This window comes from Streptomyces sp. NPDC001056 (genome assembly GCF_053598955.1).
Genome location: NZ_JBSFLI010000001.1, coordinates 226,885 through 244,047, shown reverse-complemented (window position 1 = coordinate 244,047; position 17,163 = coordinate 226,885). Strand labels below are relative to the sequence as shown.

Below are 17,163 nucleotides of genomic sequence, written 5' to 3'. Positions count from 1 at the left end.
GGCCTCGGTCTGGGCCTCGGGCTCGGTCTCTTCCCGCGTCTCGGGCTCGGCCTCGGTCTTCTCCTCGGTCGCGGGTTCGGCCTCGGCCGGCGTCTCGATCTCGGCTTCCGCTTCGGTGTCGTCCTCGGCGGCATGTCCGGCGTCGGTCGCCGCTTCGGTTTCAGCCGTTGCCGTCGCCTCTGCCTCGATGTCCGTCGCCGCCTCGGCCTCGACCGCCGACTCGGTCTCAGCCTGCGGCTCTTCCTCGGCCGGGATGCTGTTCCCGGGTGCTTCCGGCTCCGTCGGAGTCGAGGGGCGGGGCACCCTCACGTTGTCGAAGGCGGCGGCCACCAGGTCGTGTTCCCCGGTGGTCGCGTCGTCGTGCTCGGGGGAGGCCGCGTCGCGGGGCTCGGGGATCGTCGGAGTCGCCTCGGCCGGGGCGGGCTCCTCGGACGGGGCCGGGTCGCGGGGCTCGGGGATCGCCGGGGTCGCTTCGGGCTCGGGGGCTGCCTCAAGGGTGGTCGGTTCCGCTTGGGTCGTCGCACCCTCTGCCTCGGCGGCCCGGTGTTTGCGTGAGCGGCCGAATGCTTTTCGCAGGAGAGTGAGAATGCCCATGTGTGCAACCCTTCGCGTGAGGTGACACCGTCAATCGCTGGCCAGGACGGACACGTAAGGTTAGCGGCCCTGGATGCGGTGCCCGGTCCGCGTCCGTGCCTACGCGGTGCCGTCCACGCGCAGCAGGAACGCTTCCAGCGCGCGGTTGAACTCCTCGGGACGTTCCAGATTCGGCAGATGCGCCGCGCCCTCGATGACCTCGACGGTGGAGTCCGGCAACGCCGCGTGCAGGGACTCGGCGTCGGAGACGGGGGTGTAGGTGTCGTCGGCGCCGACCACGATCAGGGCGGGAACGGAGACGCGGGTCAACGCCGTCCGGTAGTCGGGGCGTTCGGCGCGGCCGCGCAGCGAGGCCGCGGCGCCTTCCGGGGGCGTGGCCGTCATCATGCCGTGGACGTGGGACTTCACCTCCGCGCGGGCGTACGGCGCGACCATCCGTTCCAGCACCTCGTCGGCGTAACCCCGCATGCCCTCGGCGAGCAGCCGTTCCGCCATCGCGTACCGGCCCCGTCGGCCCTCGGGGGTCTCCGGGTCGGCGAAGGTGTCGGCCAGGACCAGGCCACGGACCCGGTCGCCGAAACGGTCCTGGCACTCCATCGCGATCTGGCCGCCCATCGACAGCCCGGCCAGCACGAACGCGTCCACGCCCAGGAAGCCCAGCAGCTCGGCCAGGTCCTCGGCATGGCGGGCGAACGGGACCGTCCCCGGCGTCACCGGTGAGGCGCCGTAGCCGCGCAGGTCGGGGGCTATCACCCGGCGGTCGAGGGAGAACTTCGCCAGCTGCGGGTCCCACATCGTGCGGTCGAAGGGGTGGCCGTGGAGGAGGAGCAGGGGGAGCGGGAGCCGACGGGCGGAGTCGGGGGATTTGTCAGTGTATGCGAGAAAGGGAGGCATGTGAGCGACCCTAGGGCGCCTCAACTGCTCGGTGCAATAAGATCTTTGCCCTCGGTGCAATCCACGGCCGGGCGAAGACAGCGGGACATCAGGGGGACTTGTGAACGACTTCCGGCGTATCGCCGACCGGATAGCCGCGGATATCGCGAACGGGCGGCTGCGGGCCGGGCAGCAGTTGCCGCCGCAGCGCGCGTTCGCGCGGCGGCACGGACTGGCCCCCTCCACCGCGGGCCGGGTGTACGCCGAACTCGTGCGCCGGGGGCTGGTGGTGGGGGAGGTCGGGCGCGGGACGTTCGTGCGGGCCGGGGCGCCGGACGGGCAGCCGGGGCATGCCCTGACCGAGGCGGCAGGCGACGAGCCCGTGAACCTTGAGCTGAACTATCCGTATCTCCCGGGCCAGTCGGAGTTGCTGAGCCCCGCCCTCGCGTCGCTGACGCGGCCCGACGCGCTCGGGGACGCGCTGCGGCCCGCCGCGGCCGCGGGCACGCCGGCGGCGCGGCAGGCGGTCGCCGAACTGCTCGCCCAGGCGGGGGTGCGAACCGGCCCCGAGCGGATCCTGTTCACCGGCAACGCCCGGCAGGCCATCGCCGCCGTCCTGGCCTCCCTGGTACGGCCCGGGGGGCGGGTCGGGGTCGAGCCGCTGACGTATCCGCTGGTCAAGGAGATCGCCGTCCGGCTCGGCATCACGCTGGTGCCGCTCGCCACGGACGAGGAGGGCCCCCGGCCGGAGTCCGTCGCCGCCGCCCACCGCGCCGCCCCCCTCTCCGCCCTCTATCTCCAGCCGACGCTGCACAACCCGACCGCGCTGACCACGACCGCGGCCCGCCGGACCGAGCTGGCCGACGTCATCCACAGGCTGGGGACAGCGGTGGTGGAGGACCGGATCTGGTCCTTCCTGCACCCGTCGGCCCCCTCACACCCCGCGACCGCGGTACTCCGAACCACGCCCGCCCCCTCGCCCCCACCCCTCGCCGCCCTCGCCCCGACCCTCGTCCACCTCGTCGACGGCCTCTCCAAACGGGTCGCCCCCGGTCTCACCGTCGGTTTCGTCGTCGTGCCCGAAGGGCGGGTCGAGGCTGTGGCGCGGGCCATCAGGTCAGGGGGGTGGGGGGCCGGCGGCTTCGCGCTGGAGGCGGCCGTGCGGTGGCTCGCCGACGGGACCGTGGCGCGGCTCGTGGCGGCGAAGCGGCGGGACGCGGCGCGGCGGCAGCGGCTCGTGGCGCAGGAGCTGGACGGGTTCGTCGTACGGTCGGATCCGGCTTCGTATTTCGCCTGGTGGGAGCTGCCGGCGCCGTGGCGGGCCGACACCTTCGCGGCGGCGGCGCGGGAGCGGGGGATCGCGGTGACGCCGGGGACGGCGTTCGCCGTGGGGCCCGGCGGGGCGCCGGGCGCGGTCAGGCTTGGACTCGGGTCGGCTCCTGAGCCGGAGCTGGCGCGGGCTCTTTCGGTCCTCGCCGCCGTCGCACGAGGCGGGCGGGGCGCAGGTTCCGGGTCAGCCAGGTGGTGAGGGCCACCGTGAGGCCGAGGCCGAGCAGCAGCCAGGAGACCGTGCGCAGGGGGCCGGTCAGGGCGTCGTAGACCGCGCCGGCGGCCGGGCGGGGCACGTCGGTGGGCAGGCCGGTGAGGGTCAGGGTGCGGCCGACGGCGACCGCGAGACCGAGCAGCGCGCCACCGAGGGCGGTGCCCAGCGCGGTCGCGGCGATGGCCCGGCGGCGGCGCACGGCCAGGGCGATCCCCGCGGTGGCGAAGGCCACGGCCGTGAGCGGCAACCAGAATCCGGCGACTTCGAGCACGTGGAACCCCTTTCGTAGCGAGGCCAGTTCGTCGGCCGGGAGCACGGCCACGGCGGTGTGCTGCACCGGGATGCGGGCGGCGAGCGGTATGTGCTCGTCGCTGAGCCGGCGTTTGACCTGGGCGGTGACGGGGGCGAAGTCCACGGTGACCGGCTCGGCGGCCGCGTCGTCGCGGTCGTCGCGCAGGGCCCGCAGCACCGCGTCGTGGGTGACCCGGTTGCCGGCGTCCCAGGCCAGTCGGAAGGCCTGGGTCTGGGTGAAGGAGCGCACGGCGTCGTGCAGGAAGGGGCGTACGGAGCCCCGCAGCGGGCCGACGTCCAGCCGCTGGTCGGCCTCGCGGAGCAGGCTGTCGCCGACGGCGTCCGCGATGGCGTCCCGCACGTCCGGGTCGGTGGCGAGCGGGGCCATCGTGGTGACGTACCGGCCCGTGTCGGTGAGCCCGTACGCCGCCCAGACCGCCAGCGCGCCGAACGGCACGAGCAGGCAGGACAGGGTGATCAGTACGGCCGACAGGGAGCTCCTCAGGCGTGACGGCACCCTCTCAGGCAACGGCCCCCGGGGCCGGTACGCGACCGGAGTGCGTCCGCTCGGGCGATCGCGGTGGATCGCGCCCGGCCTCAGCGGATGCGCCGCCCGAAGGCGTCCTCGCGGGTGTAGTACCGGTAGAAGAAGGCGACGAAGGTGGCCCCCGCGACCAGCAGGGACATCAGGATGGAGCGCCAGACCGACTGGTCGCTCTGGCTGTAGAGGAAGCCGAAGGCGATGCCGACGAACGCCGTCCACAGCAGCGCGTGCACCTCCCGGATCATCCGCGGGGCCAGCTTCAGCAGGGCGATGGCGACCACGGCGAAGACGAGGGCGCTGGCGAAGCCGAGCAGCAGGTTCCAGCCGGTGATGGGGCCGCCGTCGCGGTTGTCGGCCGCGACCCAGTAGCCGTAGACCAGCGCCAGGACGACGGGGACCGCGATCCGGGCGACGCGGTGGGTCCGGGCGCTGAAGACGTCGGGTGTCCGGCGCCGGTCGGGGGAGGTGCCGGCCCGTACCTCGGGCGCCGGGGCGCGCCGGGGGATTCCGCCGGGTGCGGGTGCCGCATGAGCCATGAGAGCACTCCTCTCTCCTCGTCCCCGTTCGCTATCCAATGCACACCTGGGCGCACGCACCGGCAAGTCGGCCGGTGGGCCGGCCTTGGGATTCCGGGGATTTCGGGCGGTCGGGGGACACGCGTGGCCGGATGCGGGGCGCTTCCCCCGTGTTTCTCCGTGGAACATGGAGACTCGGTCGGCGTGACCGGGACGAGGCACGAGCGGTGGCGTCCGCTCAGGATCCACGGGCGCGGCTACATGTGGCTGCTGCCTGCGGTGCTGCTCGTCGGCATCGCGACGCTGGACCTCAACACCGCCGCGGAGTTCCGGGTCGCTTCCTGGATCGTCCTGGTGCCGGGTCTCGCCGCCGCGGTCTGCGGGGTGTGGACCACCGCCGCCTTCGGGGTGGTGTCCCTGGCGACGTTCGTCCTCGTGGACAGCGCCTTCCACGACCAGTACCGGGCGGGCCTCGCCGACTTCATCCTGGTCGCGCTCGGTGGCGTGCTGGCCACGCTGGTGGCGGTGCTGCGGGTGCGGCAGGAGCGGCGCATGCTGCACATGCAGGACGTCACCAGGACCACCGTACGGGCCGTGCTGCGGCCGCTGCCCGACCGCTGGGCCGGTCTGGAGCAGGCGGGCGTGTACCTCGCCGCGGACGTGGAGGCGCAGGTCGGGGGCGACTTCTACGACATCCAGCCGAGCCCGTACGGCACCCGGGTGTTCGTCGGCGATGTGCAGGGCAAGGGGCTCGGCGCGGTGGAGACGGCGGCCGCGCTGCTCGGCAGTTTCCGGGAGGCCGGGTACCACGAGAAGGATCTCGGGACGATCGCCGAGCGCCTGGAGATCCGGATGCTGCGGCACCGGGCGCACACCGCCGCGACCGATCGCAGCGGCGAGGACCGGTTCGCCACGGCCGTGCTGGTCGCCTTCTCCAAGGACGCGCCCGGGATGGTCGACGTCGTCAACTTCGGGCACGTGCCGCCGCTCGCGGTCGGCCCGCACGGGGTGCGCGAGCTGTCCTGCGGGGAGGGGCTGCCGCTCGGGCTGTGCGACCTGGCCGGCGGGCTGCCGCCGCAGCACCGGGTGACGCTCGTGCAGGAGGAGACACTGCTGATCGTCACCGACGGGGTGACCGAGGCCCGTGACCGCGGGGGCGAGTTCTACGACCTGGTCGGCGACGTCGCCGAAGCGGTCGCCGCCGACCCGCACTGCGCCGAGCCCCGCCGTCTGGTCCGCCTGGTCCGCGACGGCGTACTGCGGCACAGCAGGGGCCGGCTGGCCGACGACACCACGGTCTTCGCCGTCCGCCGCCTCCCCGAGACCGAGGAGTGCCCGGGGACGGGGCCGTTGCCGGGAGCGCTCGGGAGGGGGTTCTCCGACAAGGAGGGGTACGCCTGAGGGGCAGTCCCGACGGGACCCGGGGGCAGCGGAGGCGTCCGAACGGGGATGTTCGTCGGGCTGAGGCGCGTCGCGGGGGTCCCAGCGGTTACGGTGCTGACGGGAGAGAGCGGATCCACAGGACCGCAGGGCCTACAGGGGGAGGGACCATGCCCGGAACCGTGCTGCTGCTCGCGGCCTCGCCGCTGGGCCGGGGACGCCTGGTGGACGCGGCCGCCGTGCTGCCGGTGCTGGCCGCCGTCGCCCCCACCGTGCTGTCCGGCGCCGACACCGCCAACGTCGTGGAACTCGCGGACCCGGTGGACCCCCAGGGCGTCCTCACCCGGCTGCGCGCCGCCGCGGCCGCGCCGGGACCGCTCACCGTCTACCTCACCGGCCAGCTGCACCTGGACCGCCGCCAGCGGCTGCCGCACCTGGCGCTGGCCCGTACCGCCCCGGCGACCGTCCGCTACACCGCGCTGCCCTGGCACTGGATCCGCGAGGAACTGCGGCTGCGGCCACCCGGGCAGACGGCGCTCGTGGTCGACCTGCACGCGGACGCGGAGGTCTGGCGGCACCTGCACGAGCACCCGCTGGACTCCGGCCGTACCGCCGCCGTCTACGGCCGGATCGCCCCGCCGGCCGGCCGCCGGGGGCCGGCCGAGCCGTCGTACATGAAGACGGTCGCCACCCTGCTGCGCAGCGGCCACCGGCCGCCGCTGGACGAGCTCCACCAGCAGGCCCTGGCCCGGATCCCGGAGGAGACCCCGACCAACATCCTCCTGGCCCCGGCTCCGGTCCCGGTGCCGCAGCCGTATCCGGTGATCCCGCACCCCACGCCCGGCGGCTCCCCCGGGTTCGGCCCGGCGGTGGCCCCGCCGGAGACGTACGGCGTCCCCGTCGGCGCCGGTGCCGATGCCGACGCGGCCACGGGAGTCGGCACGGTCCCGGAACCGAGCGCCCCCGCGGGCGTCCCGCCGAGGCCCGGTACCCCCGGCACCTCTGACCCCCATGCCGCCATCAGCGCCGCCGTACAAGCGGGGCGGCACGACGAGGCGGACGCGATCGCCGCGCGGCACCAGGCGGCGGCCGTCGCCGCGCACGGACCGGCCTCCGAGGACGCGCTCCACTGGGCCGAGGTACGCGCCGACCTCGCGATGTTCGCCGGGGACGCGGCGCGCAGCTGCCAGGTCTGGATGGAGGTGGCCGGGGCCCGGCTGACCGCGGGGGAGGCCGTGGACGCGCCCGCCGTGGAGGCCGCCGTGGACCGGGCGCACCACCAGTGGGGCCGGATCGACGAGACGGCGCGGGCCCGTGAACTCGGGCCCGCGCTCGCGGAGTTGCGCGCGAGGGTGCCGGGCCGCCGGCGCGGCGCGCTGGAGGACGTGCGGCGGCAGCTCAGGGAACTCCAGCGGACCTGAACCGCCCCGCCCGAGGAGCCGTCGGCATGGTCGTCGGCCGGCCGGGTCATGCCTTTGACAGCAGGGCCAGGGCCCCCGAGACCAGCGTGCGCACGCCCGGGGCGACGGTGGCCGGGTCCGGGGCGAAGCGGGGGCTGTGGTTGCTGGGGACCGCGGCGAGCTTCTCCGGGAGGGTGTCGCCCGGAGCCTCGTTCCAGACGGCGGCGGGGGTGGTGGTGACGAACCAGTACGAGTAGGGGATGGCGCCGTCCAGGGCGAGTTCCGGGAAGTCCTCGCTGCCCATCGCCGGGCCGGGGTCGAACACCGTGGCGGCGCCGAAGAGTTCGCCGTGCACGGCGGCCACGGTGGTGTCGGTGTCCGCGTCGTTCACGGTGACCGGGAAGGTGCTGCCGATGGTCACCTCCGGCTCGCGGGGGCAGCCGGCGGCCAGGCACTCGCCCCGGGCGATCCGGTCGATCGCGGCCAGCATCCGCTGCCGTACCGGCTCGGACTGGGTGCGCAGGTTCAGGGCGATGCGCGCCTCGTCGGGGATGATGTTGTGCCGGGTGCCCGCCTCGATGCGGCCCACCGTGAGGACGGCGGACTCGCCCGCGGCGACCTCCCGCGAGACCACGGTCTGCAGCCGGGTGACGAGGTAGGCGGCGGTCACCACCGGGTCCACGGTGGCCTCGGGGCGCGAGCCGTGGCCGCCGCGGCCGTGCACCACGATGTCCACGTCCGTCGCGGCGGACATGATCAGCCCCGGCGCGTGCGGGTACAGGCCCGCCGGGCCGGGCGCGGCATGCTGTCCGAGCAGCACGTCCGGCCGCCCGAAGCGCTCGTACAGCCCGTCCGCCAGCATCCGCCGGGCGCCCTGACCGGTCTCCTCGGCGGGCTGCCCCACCACCAGCAGGGTGCCGCGCCAGGTGTCCCGGCCCGCGGCGAGCGCGGCGGCGGCGCCGGCCAGCCAGGTGACGTGCAGGTCGTGCCCGCAGGCGTGCATGACGCCGTCGGCGGTGGAGGCGTACGGCAGGCCGGTGGCCTCGGCGACGGGGAGCGCGTCCATGTCGGCGCGGAGCAGGACGGTGGGGCCGTCGCCGTTGTCCAACCGTCCGACGACGCCGGTACCGCCGACGCCCTCGGCCGTCTCGAACCCGGCGCCCGTGAGCCGCCCGGCGAGCCTCCCGGCGGTGCGGTGCTCGCGCAGGGACAGCTCGGGGTGCCGGTGCAGATCCTGGTAGAGGTCCTCAAGGCCGGTGAGCGGGAGGTCGGCGGTGAGGTCCTGCGCGGTGCGGGCGGCGGCAGAGGTCATGCGGGCAGGTTAGGCGGGTTCCCGGGGTTCGCGACACCGCTCGGTCCCGGTGATTCGGCCGTCGGGGCCTCGGCGGGCCGGTCCCCGGGGTGGTCGACAGGGCCGTGTCCCGGCCGGCCGCCCTCGGTGCTCTCAGCGCTCGGTCGCCGGGGCCGAGGCGGTGATCCGGGCGTCGGGGGCCGTCGGTGCCGAGGCGCGGGCCGGGCCCGTGTTGGCCGCGAGTATCAGGGACGCCGCGGCTATCACGGCGGCGGCGAGCGCCCTCCGCGCGGTGGAGTATCCGTAGGGAGCGGATGGGCGTCCGTACACGGCGACCTCGCAACACGACAGCGGCGTATTAAGCAGGTTTAATCCGCCGTTTAACCTAGAGGCATTCCTTACCGAACGGCAAGGTCCACCGGGGGAGTTGGGGGTTCCGGCGGTGCGTGAGCGGGATGATCCGGAGACGGTGGGGCGGCGGGTGCAGCAGTTGCGCGCCCAGCGCGGGCTGACCCAGCGGCAGCTGGCCGAGCCGGCCTACACACCGGCGTACATCTCCACCCTGGAGGCCGGCCGGGTGCGGGCCTCGGACGAGGCGCTGCGGCACATCGCGCGGCGGCTCGGCGTGAGCTTCGACGAACTGGCCCTGGGCCGCCCCGCCCATCTCGCCACCGATCTGCGGCTGCGGCTGACCGAGGCCCAGCGGATGCTCGCCGACGGGCGGGCGGAGGAGGCGGCGCGGCGGTACACGGAACTGCTGGCCGAGGCGGAGTCGCACGGCCTGCCGGGCGAACAGGTCACCGCGCTGCTGGGCCTCGGTGAATGCGCCGTGGAGACCGGCGAACTGGCGGTCGCCCACGCCCACTTCGAGCGCGCCGAGGAACACCTCGCGGACGCCTCCCCCGCGGCCCGCGTCCCGGCCGTGCGCGGCCGGGCGGTCGCCCACTACCTGGCCGGTGAACTCCGCTACGCCGTCTATCTGCTGGAGTCCACCCTCGACGAACTCAACCGGGGCGGCCTGCCCGACCCGGACGCGCTGCTGCTCCTGTACGCCAGCGTCATCGGCCCCTACATGGACATGGGCGCGCACGCGCGAGCCGCCCAGGCCGCCGAGTTCGCGCTCGCGCTCGCCCCGCGCGCCGGGGACCCCGCGCTGATCGCCCGGATGCACCGCTCGGTCGCCCGGACCCTGCTCGCCGAGGGCCGCACCGCCGAGGCCGACGCCTCGCTCGCCAAGGCGGCCGAGCTGTACCGCCAGCTCCGGCTGCGCACCGAGCTGGCCAACTGCCACTGGATGCGCGGCTACGTCCACGCGCAGAACGGCCATCTGGACGCGGCGGAGGCCGAGCTGCGGCAGGCACTCGCCATGCTGTCCGAGACCAGCGCCGCCCTCTACCGCAGCCAGGCGGCGGTGGAACTGGCCGACGTCCTGCACCGCCGCGGCCGCTCCACCGAGGCCGCCGCCCTGCTGGAGGGCGTGCTCGGGGACTTCTCCTCCGAGCGCGGCGCCGTGCACGCCGCCGCCGCGCACCGCCTCCTCGGCATCATCGCCGAGGACGCCCGCGACACCGAGTCCGCCGAGGAGCACTACGTGCGCGCCCTCAGCCTCCTGGAACGCGCGGGCGCCGTCGGCGACCTGGCCGACCTCTGCCGCCTCCTGGGCGACCTGCTGCGCCGCACCGGCCGGACCGAGGCCGCCCTCGACGCCTACCGCACGGGACTGGGCCACCGCACGACCCCGGGCACGACGACACTGGGCCCGGCCCCGGCCCAGCCACCGCTCTAGACGTCCACCCGCCCCTGCCTCCGCACGTCCGCCAGTCGCAGCGCGCCCACCTGGACGGCCGCCTGGGTCGCGTCGCCCGCGACGCCGCCCAGGCCGCCGTTGGTGAAGGCGAAGGCGTCGTCGCCGACGCGGACGGTGGCGACGTCGAGGGTGAGGCGGATGTCCTGGTCGTCGTCGGTGGTGGCGGAGACGGTGATGTGCAGGCCCTGGCGGGCGTCGCCGACCTCGGGGAGGGCGAGTTCCGTGACCTGGACGTCCTCCTGGAGGTCCTGCTGGGTGGTGGCGGTGAAGCGGGCGCAGTTCGCCGGCATGGTGCGCAGCCAGTCCAGCGCGGCGTCCACGTCGGACGGGCGACGGGCGCCGATCTGGTAGCGCAGCTGGGCGTCGGTGTCGGCGTCGTCCAGGCCGACGGCGACGCGGGCCGGGCCGCCGAGGAGCCGGTCGGTGTAGAGGGCGTCGAGGAGTTTCTGGCACTCACCGGCCGACGTGCTCGCCTTCAGCATCCCGTCCCGCCAGGTCGCCGCGCCGCGCGTCGCGGTCCACGGGGCGCCGAGGTCGCTCTGCCCGATGAGCGCGGCCTGCGCCTGCGCGTCGGTGAGCGTGGAGCCGTCGGGCCGGGCGGACGTCCTGGGGCTCTGCGCCGGACGGTCGATCGTCGGCAGCGGCTGCGGCGCCGTCTCCGGGTGCTTCAGCGTCAGCGCCGCACACCCGCCGACCCCGAGCAGTCCGAGACCGGTCAGGAACGTCAGAAGGCGTCCGCGCGGGCGTATGCCGTCGTACCTCACGCTGCCTCCCGGTCCTCGTCCCTGCTCCCACGGCACCACCACCCGGGCCGCCCCACCAGCGCGGGGGGCCGCACGGGTGAGGGACGGACGCCCGGGTGAGGGCATGCGGTGGACCGGGGCCGGTGCCCCGGCGGTCCCCGGCCCACGGGACCGGGCCGGGGACCGGGAGCCTTCCGCGTGCCTGGACCAGCGCCGCGTCAGGCGACGTCCGCCCTGCCGACGACCTGGCGCGGGCGTGGCGCGGCGGCGTGCACGGGGTGCGGCGAGGTGCGTGGAGCCGTCGGCCTGTCGGCCCGGGGCTGTGCGTCGCCGAGGTGGTACACGGCTCCGGCCTCACGGCGGGGGGTGTCCACGACCAGCCGGCCCAGGGTCCGGCCGCGCGTGTCCCGGACCTGCCAGGGATCGGGGCCGGCCCCCCAGTACACCCGCTGCTCGCAGCGTTCTCCGGGTGCGAGCGGGCCGCTCATGTCGTGACAGTCGTGTCCACGGCGGTCACCGCACTCGAACAGGACGGCCGGGGAGCCGGTGTCGTTGACGAAGACGACGGCGCTGAAGCCGGCAGGGTCCGTGGGATCCACGGTCGCCGGATCGCAGGCACACAGAAGTCCCGGGACGAGTACGGCGGCCGGCCAGGCCGTGCGTGGACGAGCGCCCATGGCGAAACCTCCCGGTCGGCGGACGGAGCCTGCGGAAGGCGACACCGTCCGATGCGGCACTAGTGTGTGAGCCCCCTCGACGAAGGAGCCCGCCATGGCCCGCCGGCCCGTGCCCGTGATCATGGATTGTGACACCGGGGTCGACGACGCCCTCGCGTTGCTGCTCGCCGTGCGGCATCCGGGGATCGAGCTGAGGGCCGTGACCTGTGTCGCGGGGAACACCGATGTGGACGGGGTGGTGCGCAACACGCTCACCGTGCTGGAGCGGGCCGGGGCGCCCGAGATACCCGTGGGGCGCGGGGCCGAGCGGCCGTTGCTGGAGCCCGCCCGGCCGGCCACGCACGCGCACGGTGCGGACGGCATGGGCGACCTGGGGCTGCCGGCTCCTCACCGTCGGCCCGCCGAGGTGGACGCGGTGACCCTGCTGCGGCGCGAGATCCTCGCGTCGCACCGCCCGGTCACCCTGGTCCCCACCGCGCCGCTGACCAACATCGCGCTGCTGCTGCGCACCCACCCCGAGGTGACCCGCAACATCGAGCGGATCGTCTTCATGGGCGGCGCGGTCGAGGTCGGGAACGCCACGCCCGTCGCCGAGTTCAACGTCTGGCACGACCCGGAGGCGGCGGCCGTCCTGCTCACCGCCGGGGTGCCGATCACGATGTACGGACTGGACGTCTTCCGGCAGGTGGTCGTGGACGCGGGGGAGGTGCGCAGGCTCAGGGCGAGCGGTGATCCCGGGGCGCGGCTGGCCGGTGAGCTGCTCGCGTACCGGCCGGCCGCCCAGGGGCAGCCGCCCGGGGCCGAGGAGGCGGGCGGGCTCGGGGACGCGGGGGCGGTGTGCGCGGTCGCCGATCCCGAGGGGCTGACCACGCGGCCGCTGCCCGTCGAGGTCTGCCTCGCGCCCGGACCGGCGCGCGGGCAGACGGTCGTCGACCGGCGGACCCGGCCGGGTGAGGCGGAGATCCACCACGGCGAGCGCGAACGCCCCCTGGTCGACGTGGCGTTGGAGGTCGACGCGGAGCGGTACGCGCGGCTGTACGTGGAGACGGTCGGGCGGCTCTGACGCCGGCCCGGTTTCCAAGGTTCCCTTTCCGGGCAATGTGGACAGATTCTCTACGTCTTGTCCGTGTCTCGCGCGGGCGGCATCCGTCTTCCCGAAGGGAGCCCGTATGGCAGACCTCTCCTCCAGGAACCCCGACTGGTGGCGGCAGGCCGTCATCTACCAGGTGTATCCGCGCAGCTTCGCCGACGCCGACGGGGACGGGCTCGGGGACCTCAGGGGCATCACCCGGCGCCTGGACCATCTCGCCACGCTCGGCGTGGACGCGCTGTGGCTGAGCCCCTTCTACCCCTCCGAACTCGCCGACGGCGGCTACGACGTCGCCGACCACCGGGACGTCGATCCGCGCCTGGGCAGCCTGGACGACTTCGACGCGCTGGTCGCCGAGGCCCACCGACTGGCCCTGAAGGTCGTGGTGGACCTGGTGCCCAACCACACCTCCCATCAGCACCCCTGGTTCCAGGAGGCGCTGCGGGCGGGCCCCGGGTCCGCGGCCCGCGAGCGCTACGTCTTCCGGCCCGGACGCGGCGCGCGCGGCGAACTCCCGCCCTCCGACTGGCAGTCCGTCTTCGGCGGCAGCGCCTGGGGCCGGGTGCCCGACGGCGAGTGGTACCTGCATCTGTTCGCCGCCGAACAGCCCGACCTCAACTGGGACAACGAGGAGGTCCGCGCCGACTTCCGCACCACCCTGCGGTTCTGGTCCGACCGGGGCGTGGACGGCTTCCGCGTGGACGTGGCGCACGGCCTGGCCAAGGAACTGACCGAGCCGCTGCGGGACGTCGGGGACATCGGTGCCGCCGCGGAGACGGCTCTGCTCTGCTTTCCCTCCGGCGACCATCCCCACTGGGACCGCGACGAGGTGCACGAGATCTACCGCGACTGGCGCAAGGTCTTCGACGCCTACCGGCCGCCGCGCAGCGCCGTCGCCGAGGCCTGGGTGCCGGGCGCCCGCCGTGCCCTGTACGCCCGCCCCGACGAACTCGGCCAGGCGTTCAACTTCGAGTATCTGGAGGCGCGTTGGGACGCCGCGGAGCTGCGCCGGGTCATCACCGAGGAGCTGGCCACCGCGCGGGCCGCCGGTGCCTCCGCCACCTGGGTGCTGTCCAACCACGACGTCGTACGGCACCACTCCCGGCTGATGCTCCCGCCCGGCACCGACCCCGCCGCCTGGCTGTTGTCCGACGGTCGCGCGCCCGCGATCGACGCGGCGGCGGGTCTGCGCCGGGGGCGCGCCGCCACGCTGCTGATGCTGGCGCTGCCCGGGGCGTCGTACCTCTACCAGGGGGAGGAGCTCGGGCTGCCCGAGGTCGCCGACCTGCCCGCCGAGGTGCTCCAGGACCCGATCTGGGAGCAGACCGGGCACGTCCGCAAGGGCCGCGACGGATGCCGGGTGCCGCTGCCGTGGACGGTGGACGGGGCGTCGTACGGCTTCGGGCCCGGCGGCGCCTGGTTGCCGCAGCCGCCGGTCTTCGCGGCGTACGCCGTCGAGGCACAGCGCGGCGTCGAGGGCTCGACGCTGGAGCTGTACCGCACCGCGCTGCGGCTGCGCCGCAAACTGCTCGACGGGGAGACGCTGGCGTGGGCGCCCGACTCACCCGAGGACGTGTTGGACTTCCGCCGCTCCGAGGAGTGGCGGTGCGTCGTCAACCTGGGCGCGGAGGCGGTGGCGATGCCGGCGGGGGAGGTGCTGTTGAGCAGCGGGCCGTTGCCGGGGGACGGCGGGCTGCCGCCGGACACCACGGTCTGGCTCGGCTGACCAGCGTTTTTGGGGAATCCGTGAGGGAACCGGCCCCCCGGGGCCGGTTCCATTGCCACGGCTTGGTGTACATGACACATGGTTGAGGAAACGTTGACCGGTGTCCGGGAGAGGCGGGGGGAACGCGCGCCTAGATTCGCCGCATGCCCCCACCGCCACCACCCAGGACGCCCGTGGCCCGCGCCGCGGGCGCGCTGCCCGTGCTGCCCTACCGCAAGCCCACCAAGGGCCGTGACTACTGGGTCCTGGACGACGTGCTGCCCGACGTGGACGGCGTGCGCGCGCGCTGCCTGGCCAAGGACGACTGGGTCGAGGGCCACCCGTACACCTCCGAGACCTGGCCGGGCCTGCGCGCCATGCCGGGCCTGGAGCCGGCCGAACTCGCCGTCGTCGAGAAGCTGGTGAAGAAGGCGACCGGCGCCAAGGAGCTGTGGGTGCAGAAGGCGCCCGGCGGCGGCACGCTCAACCACAACTGCGTCCAGGTCGTCGGAGCCGGCGAGAGCGAGCCCCGCCCGCACACCGACTCCCGCGCGCTGTGCCGGTACGCGGCCGTGCTCTACCTCAACCCGGGCGTGCCCAAGGACTGCGGCACCAGCTTCTACCGTCAGCACCTGCCCGGCGGCCGGCTCGGCGGCAACGTCGTGCAGGCCCCGCACAACAACCTGGTCGAGGCCCTGGGTACCCGCTTCGTCGCCCCGGACGCCTTCGAGGAGGACGTCCGCGTCCCGCACAAGTACAACCGCCTCCTGCTCTACAACGCCAACCTCGTGCACAGCGCGACCGGTTACACCGGCAGCACGCTGGAGGAGAAGCGCATGACGGCCGTCTTCTTCTGGATGGCCTGACGGAGGGTCCGGCGGACGGGCCGGCGGGTGCCCCGACCGGCCGGAATGCGAGGAGTGCCGCCATGCGGTACGGATGGTGGGCGTGAGCGTTGTCGCCATCGTGGGCGCCGGGCCGGGCCTCGGCGCCGCCGTCGCCCGGCGGTTCGGGCGCGAGGGGTACGACATCGCCCTCGTCGCCCGCGACCGCGACCGGCTGGACGGGCTGGTCCGGGAGCTGGCCGAGGGCGGCGTGCGTGCGCGCGCCTTCCCCGCCGACGTGCGCGAACCGGAGCGGCTGACCGGGGCGCTCGCCGACGCCGCGCGGGAACTGGGCACCGTCGAGGTGCTCCAGTACAGTCCGGTGCCGCACCGCGACTTCATGCGGCCCGTCCTGGAGACCGGGCACCGGCAGCTGACCGGCCCCATCGAGTTCTCGGTGTACGGCCCCGTGGCCGCCGTACAGCAGGTGCTGCCCGGGATGCGGCGGCTGGGGCGCGGAACCATACTGTTCGTGAACGGGGGTACCGCCGTCGTGCCGCATGTCGAGCGCGCCGGTACGTCCGTGGCGTTCGCCGCGCAGAGCGCGTACGGGCATCTGCTGCACGAACGGCTCGCCGCCGAGGGCATCCACGTCGCGCAACTCGTCGTCCCCGGCGCCATCACGCCCGGACACGCCCGCAAGGACCCCGCCGTGCTCGCCGAGATGCTCTGGGGCATGCACCGGGAGCGGCACGGGTTCCGGCACTTCGCGGATGATCTCGACAGCTGATGACGGGCCCGGCTCACGCGAAGGGGTGACGGCCCTTCGACTTACCCTGCATGAAGAGCATTTGTAGGCCAATATGGGGACGTTGGCCGTTTTGCTCCTCTCCAAGGGGGCCTTTCATGGCTGTCGAAATTCCGTCGCTGATCAAACCCTCCAAGCTGCGGGCCAGGGGTGGCCTGCTCGGCGAGTGCCTGGCGGAGTTCCTCGGGACGTTCGTCCTCGTCTGCTTCGGCTGCGGCGTGGTCGCGATGGCCGTCGCCGCGCTGCCCGGCTCGGGCCGCGCCGCGACCCCCACCACTATCTTCCTCGCCGCGGGCGACTGGCTGCTGATCACATGGGGCTGGGCGATGGCCGTCGTCTTCGGCGTGTACGTGGCCGGCGGCGTCAGCGGCGCCCACATCAACCCCGCGGTGACCCTCGCGATGGCGGTGCGCCGCGGCTTCCCCTGGGTCAAGGTGCTGCCGTACTGGTTCGCGCAGCTGGTCGGCGCCTTCGTCGGCGCCGCGCTGGTGTACCTGGTCTACCACCAGGCGATCGGCGCGTACGACGCCGCCGCCCCCGGCCCCAAGGTGAACGGGCACACGAACGCCACGCTCTCCATCTTCGCGACCTTCCCGGCCCCGTACTTCCACGGCGGGGTCTGGGGCCCCCTGATCGACCAGATCGTGGGCACGGCGTTCCTGGTGATGTTCATCGTGGCCGTCATCGACCTGCGCAACCAGGCCGTGCAGTCCAACCTCGCGCCGCTGGTCATCGGCTTCATCGTGGCCGCCATCGGCATGTCCTTCGGCGCCAACGCGGGCTACGCCATCAACCCGGCCCGCGACTTCGGCCCCCGCCTGCTCACCTACGCGGAGGGCTGGGGGAGTCTGGCCTTCCCGGGCAGCGTGGCCGGGGCGTTCAGCGGCTACTGGTGGATCCCCATCGTGGGACCGCTGGTCGGCGGCGTCATCGGGGTCCTGGTGTACGACCTCTTCATCGGCGACGTCCTCGTGGCCCGCGCCGCCCGGAACCAGCTGCCGGAACCGGGCCGGGCGCGCCCGGAGCCGCCGCGGTAGCCCGGCCGGGGCCGTCGGAGGGCTCCCGGCCGTGGGGTGAG

At 74.5% G+C, this 17,163-nt stretch carries 16 protein-coding genes and 1 pseudogene; 9 read left to right on the top strand and 8 right to left on the bottom strand.

Going from position 1 to position 17,163, the window contains the following annotated elements; genetic code table 11:
* Both ACWDD7_RS01130 and ACWDD7_RS01125 read right to left on the bottom strand, forming a co-directional pair.
* Nucleotides 1-594: pseudogene (locus ACWDD7_RS01130) on the bottom strand (VWA domain-containing protein); the annotation flags it as partial.
* Nucleotides 595-693: 99 nt separating this feature from the next.
* The gene (locus tag ACWDD7_RS01125; RefSeq protein WP_450455563.1) at nucleotides 694-1,488 is read right to left on the bottom strand and encodes an alpha/beta fold hydrolase; all 795 of its coding nucleotides are present in this window, start codon (nucleotides 1,486-1,488) and stop codon (nucleotides 694-696) included.
* 100 nt (nucleotides 1,489-1,588) lie between these two features.
* Between ACWDD7_RS01125 and ACWDD7_RS01120 the strand changes: the two genes are divergently transcribed.
* On the top strand, nucleotides 1,589-2,995 hold the full coding sequence (locus ACWDD7_RS01120; protein ID WP_450455562.1) for an aminotransferase-like domain-containing protein: 1,407 nt from the start codon (nucleotides 1,589-1,591) through the stop codon (nucleotides 2,993-2,995).
* Here the strand turns inward: ACWDD7_RS01120 and ACWDD7_RS01115 are convergent.
* Both ACWDD7_RS01115 and ACWDD7_RS01110 read right to left on the bottom strand, forming a co-directional pair.
* Nucleotides 2,883-3,818, bottom strand: a complete 936-nt coding sequence (locus ACWDD7_RS01115; RefSeq protein WP_450455561.1) for a hypothetical protein — start codon at nucleotides 3,816-3,818, stop codon at nucleotides 2,883-2,885. The two genes, ACWDD7_RS01120 and ACWDD7_RS01115, sit on opposite strands and share 113 nt — an antisense overlap.
* Before the next feature lie 80 nt (nucleotides 3,819-3,898).
* On the bottom strand, nucleotides 3,899-4,381 hold the full coding sequence (locus tag ACWDD7_RS01110; RefSeq protein ID WP_450455559.1) for a hypothetical protein: 483 nt from the start codon (nucleotides 4,379-4,381) through the stop codon (nucleotides 3,899-3,901).
* A gap of 240 nt (nucleotides 4,382-4,621) precedes the next feature.
* Between ACWDD7_RS01110 and ACWDD7_RS01105 the strand changes: the two genes are divergently transcribed.
* Both ACWDD7_RS01105 and ACWDD7_RS01100 read left to right on the top strand, forming a co-directional pair.
* Nucleotides 4,622-5,761, top strand: a complete 1,140-nt coding sequence (locus ACWDD7_RS01105; RefSeq protein ID WP_450455835.1) for a PP2C family protein-serine/threonine phosphatase — start codon at nucleotides 4,622-4,624, stop codon at nucleotides 5,759-5,761.
* Nucleotides 5,762-5,910: 149 nt separating this feature from the next.
* Nucleotides 5,911-7,161, top strand: coding sequence for a hypothetical protein (locus ACWDD7_RS01100; RefSeq protein WP_450455558.1), 1,251 nt, complete (start codon nucleotides 5,911-5,913; stop codon nucleotides 7,159-7,161).
* Between the two features lie 46 nt (nucleotides 7,162-7,207).
* On the opposite strand, the gene ACWDD7_RS01095 is transcribed toward ACWDD7_RS01100, so the two are convergent.
* The gene (locus tag ACWDD7_RS01095) at nucleotides 7,208-8,452 is read right to left on the bottom strand and encodes an amidohydrolase (protein ID WP_450455556.1); all 1,245 of its coding nucleotides are present in this window, start codon (nucleotides 8,450-8,452) and stop codon (nucleotides 7,208-7,210) included.
* 132 nt (nucleotides 8,453-8,584) lie between these two features.
* The gene (locus ACWDD7_RS01090) at nucleotides 8,585-8,761 is read right to left on the bottom strand and encodes a hypothetical protein (protein ID WP_450455554.1); all 177 of its coding nucleotides are present in this window, start codon (nucleotides 8,759-8,761) and stop codon (nucleotides 8,585-8,587) included.
* 112 nt (nucleotides 8,762-8,873) lie between these two features.
* On the opposite strand from ACWDD7_RS01090, the gene ACWDD7_RS01085 reads away from it, so the two are divergent.
* Nucleotides 8,874-10,217 (top strand): tetratricopeptide repeat protein, encoded by a 1,344-nt coding sequence (locus ACWDD7_RS01085; RefSeq protein ID WP_450455553.1) that lies wholly within the window; start codon nucleotides 8,874-8,876, stop codon nucleotides 10,215-10,217.
* On the opposite strand, the gene ACWDD7_RS01080 is transcribed toward ACWDD7_RS01085, so the two are convergent.
* Both ACWDD7_RS01080 and ACWDD7_RS01075 read right to left on the bottom strand, forming a co-directional pair.
* Nucleotides 10,214-11,002, bottom strand: a complete 789-nt coding sequence (locus ACWDD7_RS01080; RefSeq protein ID WP_351870736.1) for a hypothetical protein — start codon at nucleotides 11,000-11,002, stop codon at nucleotides 10,214-10,216. The genes ACWDD7_RS01085 and ACWDD7_RS01080 overlap by 4 nt on opposite strands.
* 197 nt (nucleotides 11,003-11,199) lie before the next feature.
* Nucleotides 11,200-11,658 (bottom strand): hypothetical protein, encoded by a 459-nt coding sequence (locus ACWDD7_RS01075; protein WP_450455551.1) that lies wholly within the window; start codon nucleotides 11,656-11,658, stop codon nucleotides 11,200-11,202.
* Between the two features lie 94 nt (nucleotides 11,659-11,752).
* Here ACWDD7_RS01075 and ACWDD7_RS01070 point away from each other — a divergent pair, with 94 nt between their 5' ends.
* The 5 genes from ACWDD7_RS01070 (at nucleotide 11,753) to ACWDD7_RS01050 (ending at nucleotide 17,122) form a co-directional block, all read left to right on the top strand.
* The gene (locus ACWDD7_RS01070; RefSeq protein WP_450455549.1) at nucleotides 11,753-12,721 is read left to right on the top strand and encodes a nucleoside hydrolase; all 969 of its coding nucleotides are present in this window, start codon (nucleotides 11,753-11,755) and stop codon (nucleotides 12,719-12,721) included.
* A gap of 106 nt (nucleotides 12,722-12,827) precedes the next feature.
* The gene (locus tag ACWDD7_RS01065) at nucleotides 12,828-14,474 is read left to right on the top strand and encodes a glycoside hydrolase family 13 protein (protein WP_351870744.1); all 1,647 of its coding nucleotides are present in this window, start codon (nucleotides 12,828-12,830) and stop codon (nucleotides 14,472-14,474) included.
* A 143-nt stretch (nucleotides 14,475-14,617) separates the two neighbouring features.
* Complete coding sequence (locus ACWDD7_RS01060) at nucleotides 14,618-15,319, top strand: DUF6445 family protein (RefSeq protein WP_351870747.1); 702 nt, start codon at nucleotides 14,618-14,620, stop codon at nucleotides 15,317-15,319.
* 73 nt (nucleotides 15,320-15,392) lie between these two features.
* On the top strand, nucleotides 15,393-16,067 hold the full coding sequence (locus tag ACWDD7_RS01055) for an SDR family NAD(P)-dependent oxidoreductase (RefSeq protein ID WP_450455547.1): 675 nt from the start codon (nucleotides 15,393-15,395) through the stop codon (nucleotides 16,065-16,067).
* 116 nt (nucleotides 16,068-16,183) lie between these two features.
* Nucleotides 16,184-17,122 (top strand): MIP/aquaporin family protein, encoded by a 939-nt coding sequence (locus tag ACWDD7_RS01050; RefSeq protein ID WP_450455546.1) that lies wholly within the window; start codon nucleotides 16,184-16,186, stop codon nucleotides 17,120-17,122.
* The last annotated feature ends 41 nt before the right edge of the window (nucleotides 17,123-17,163 follow it).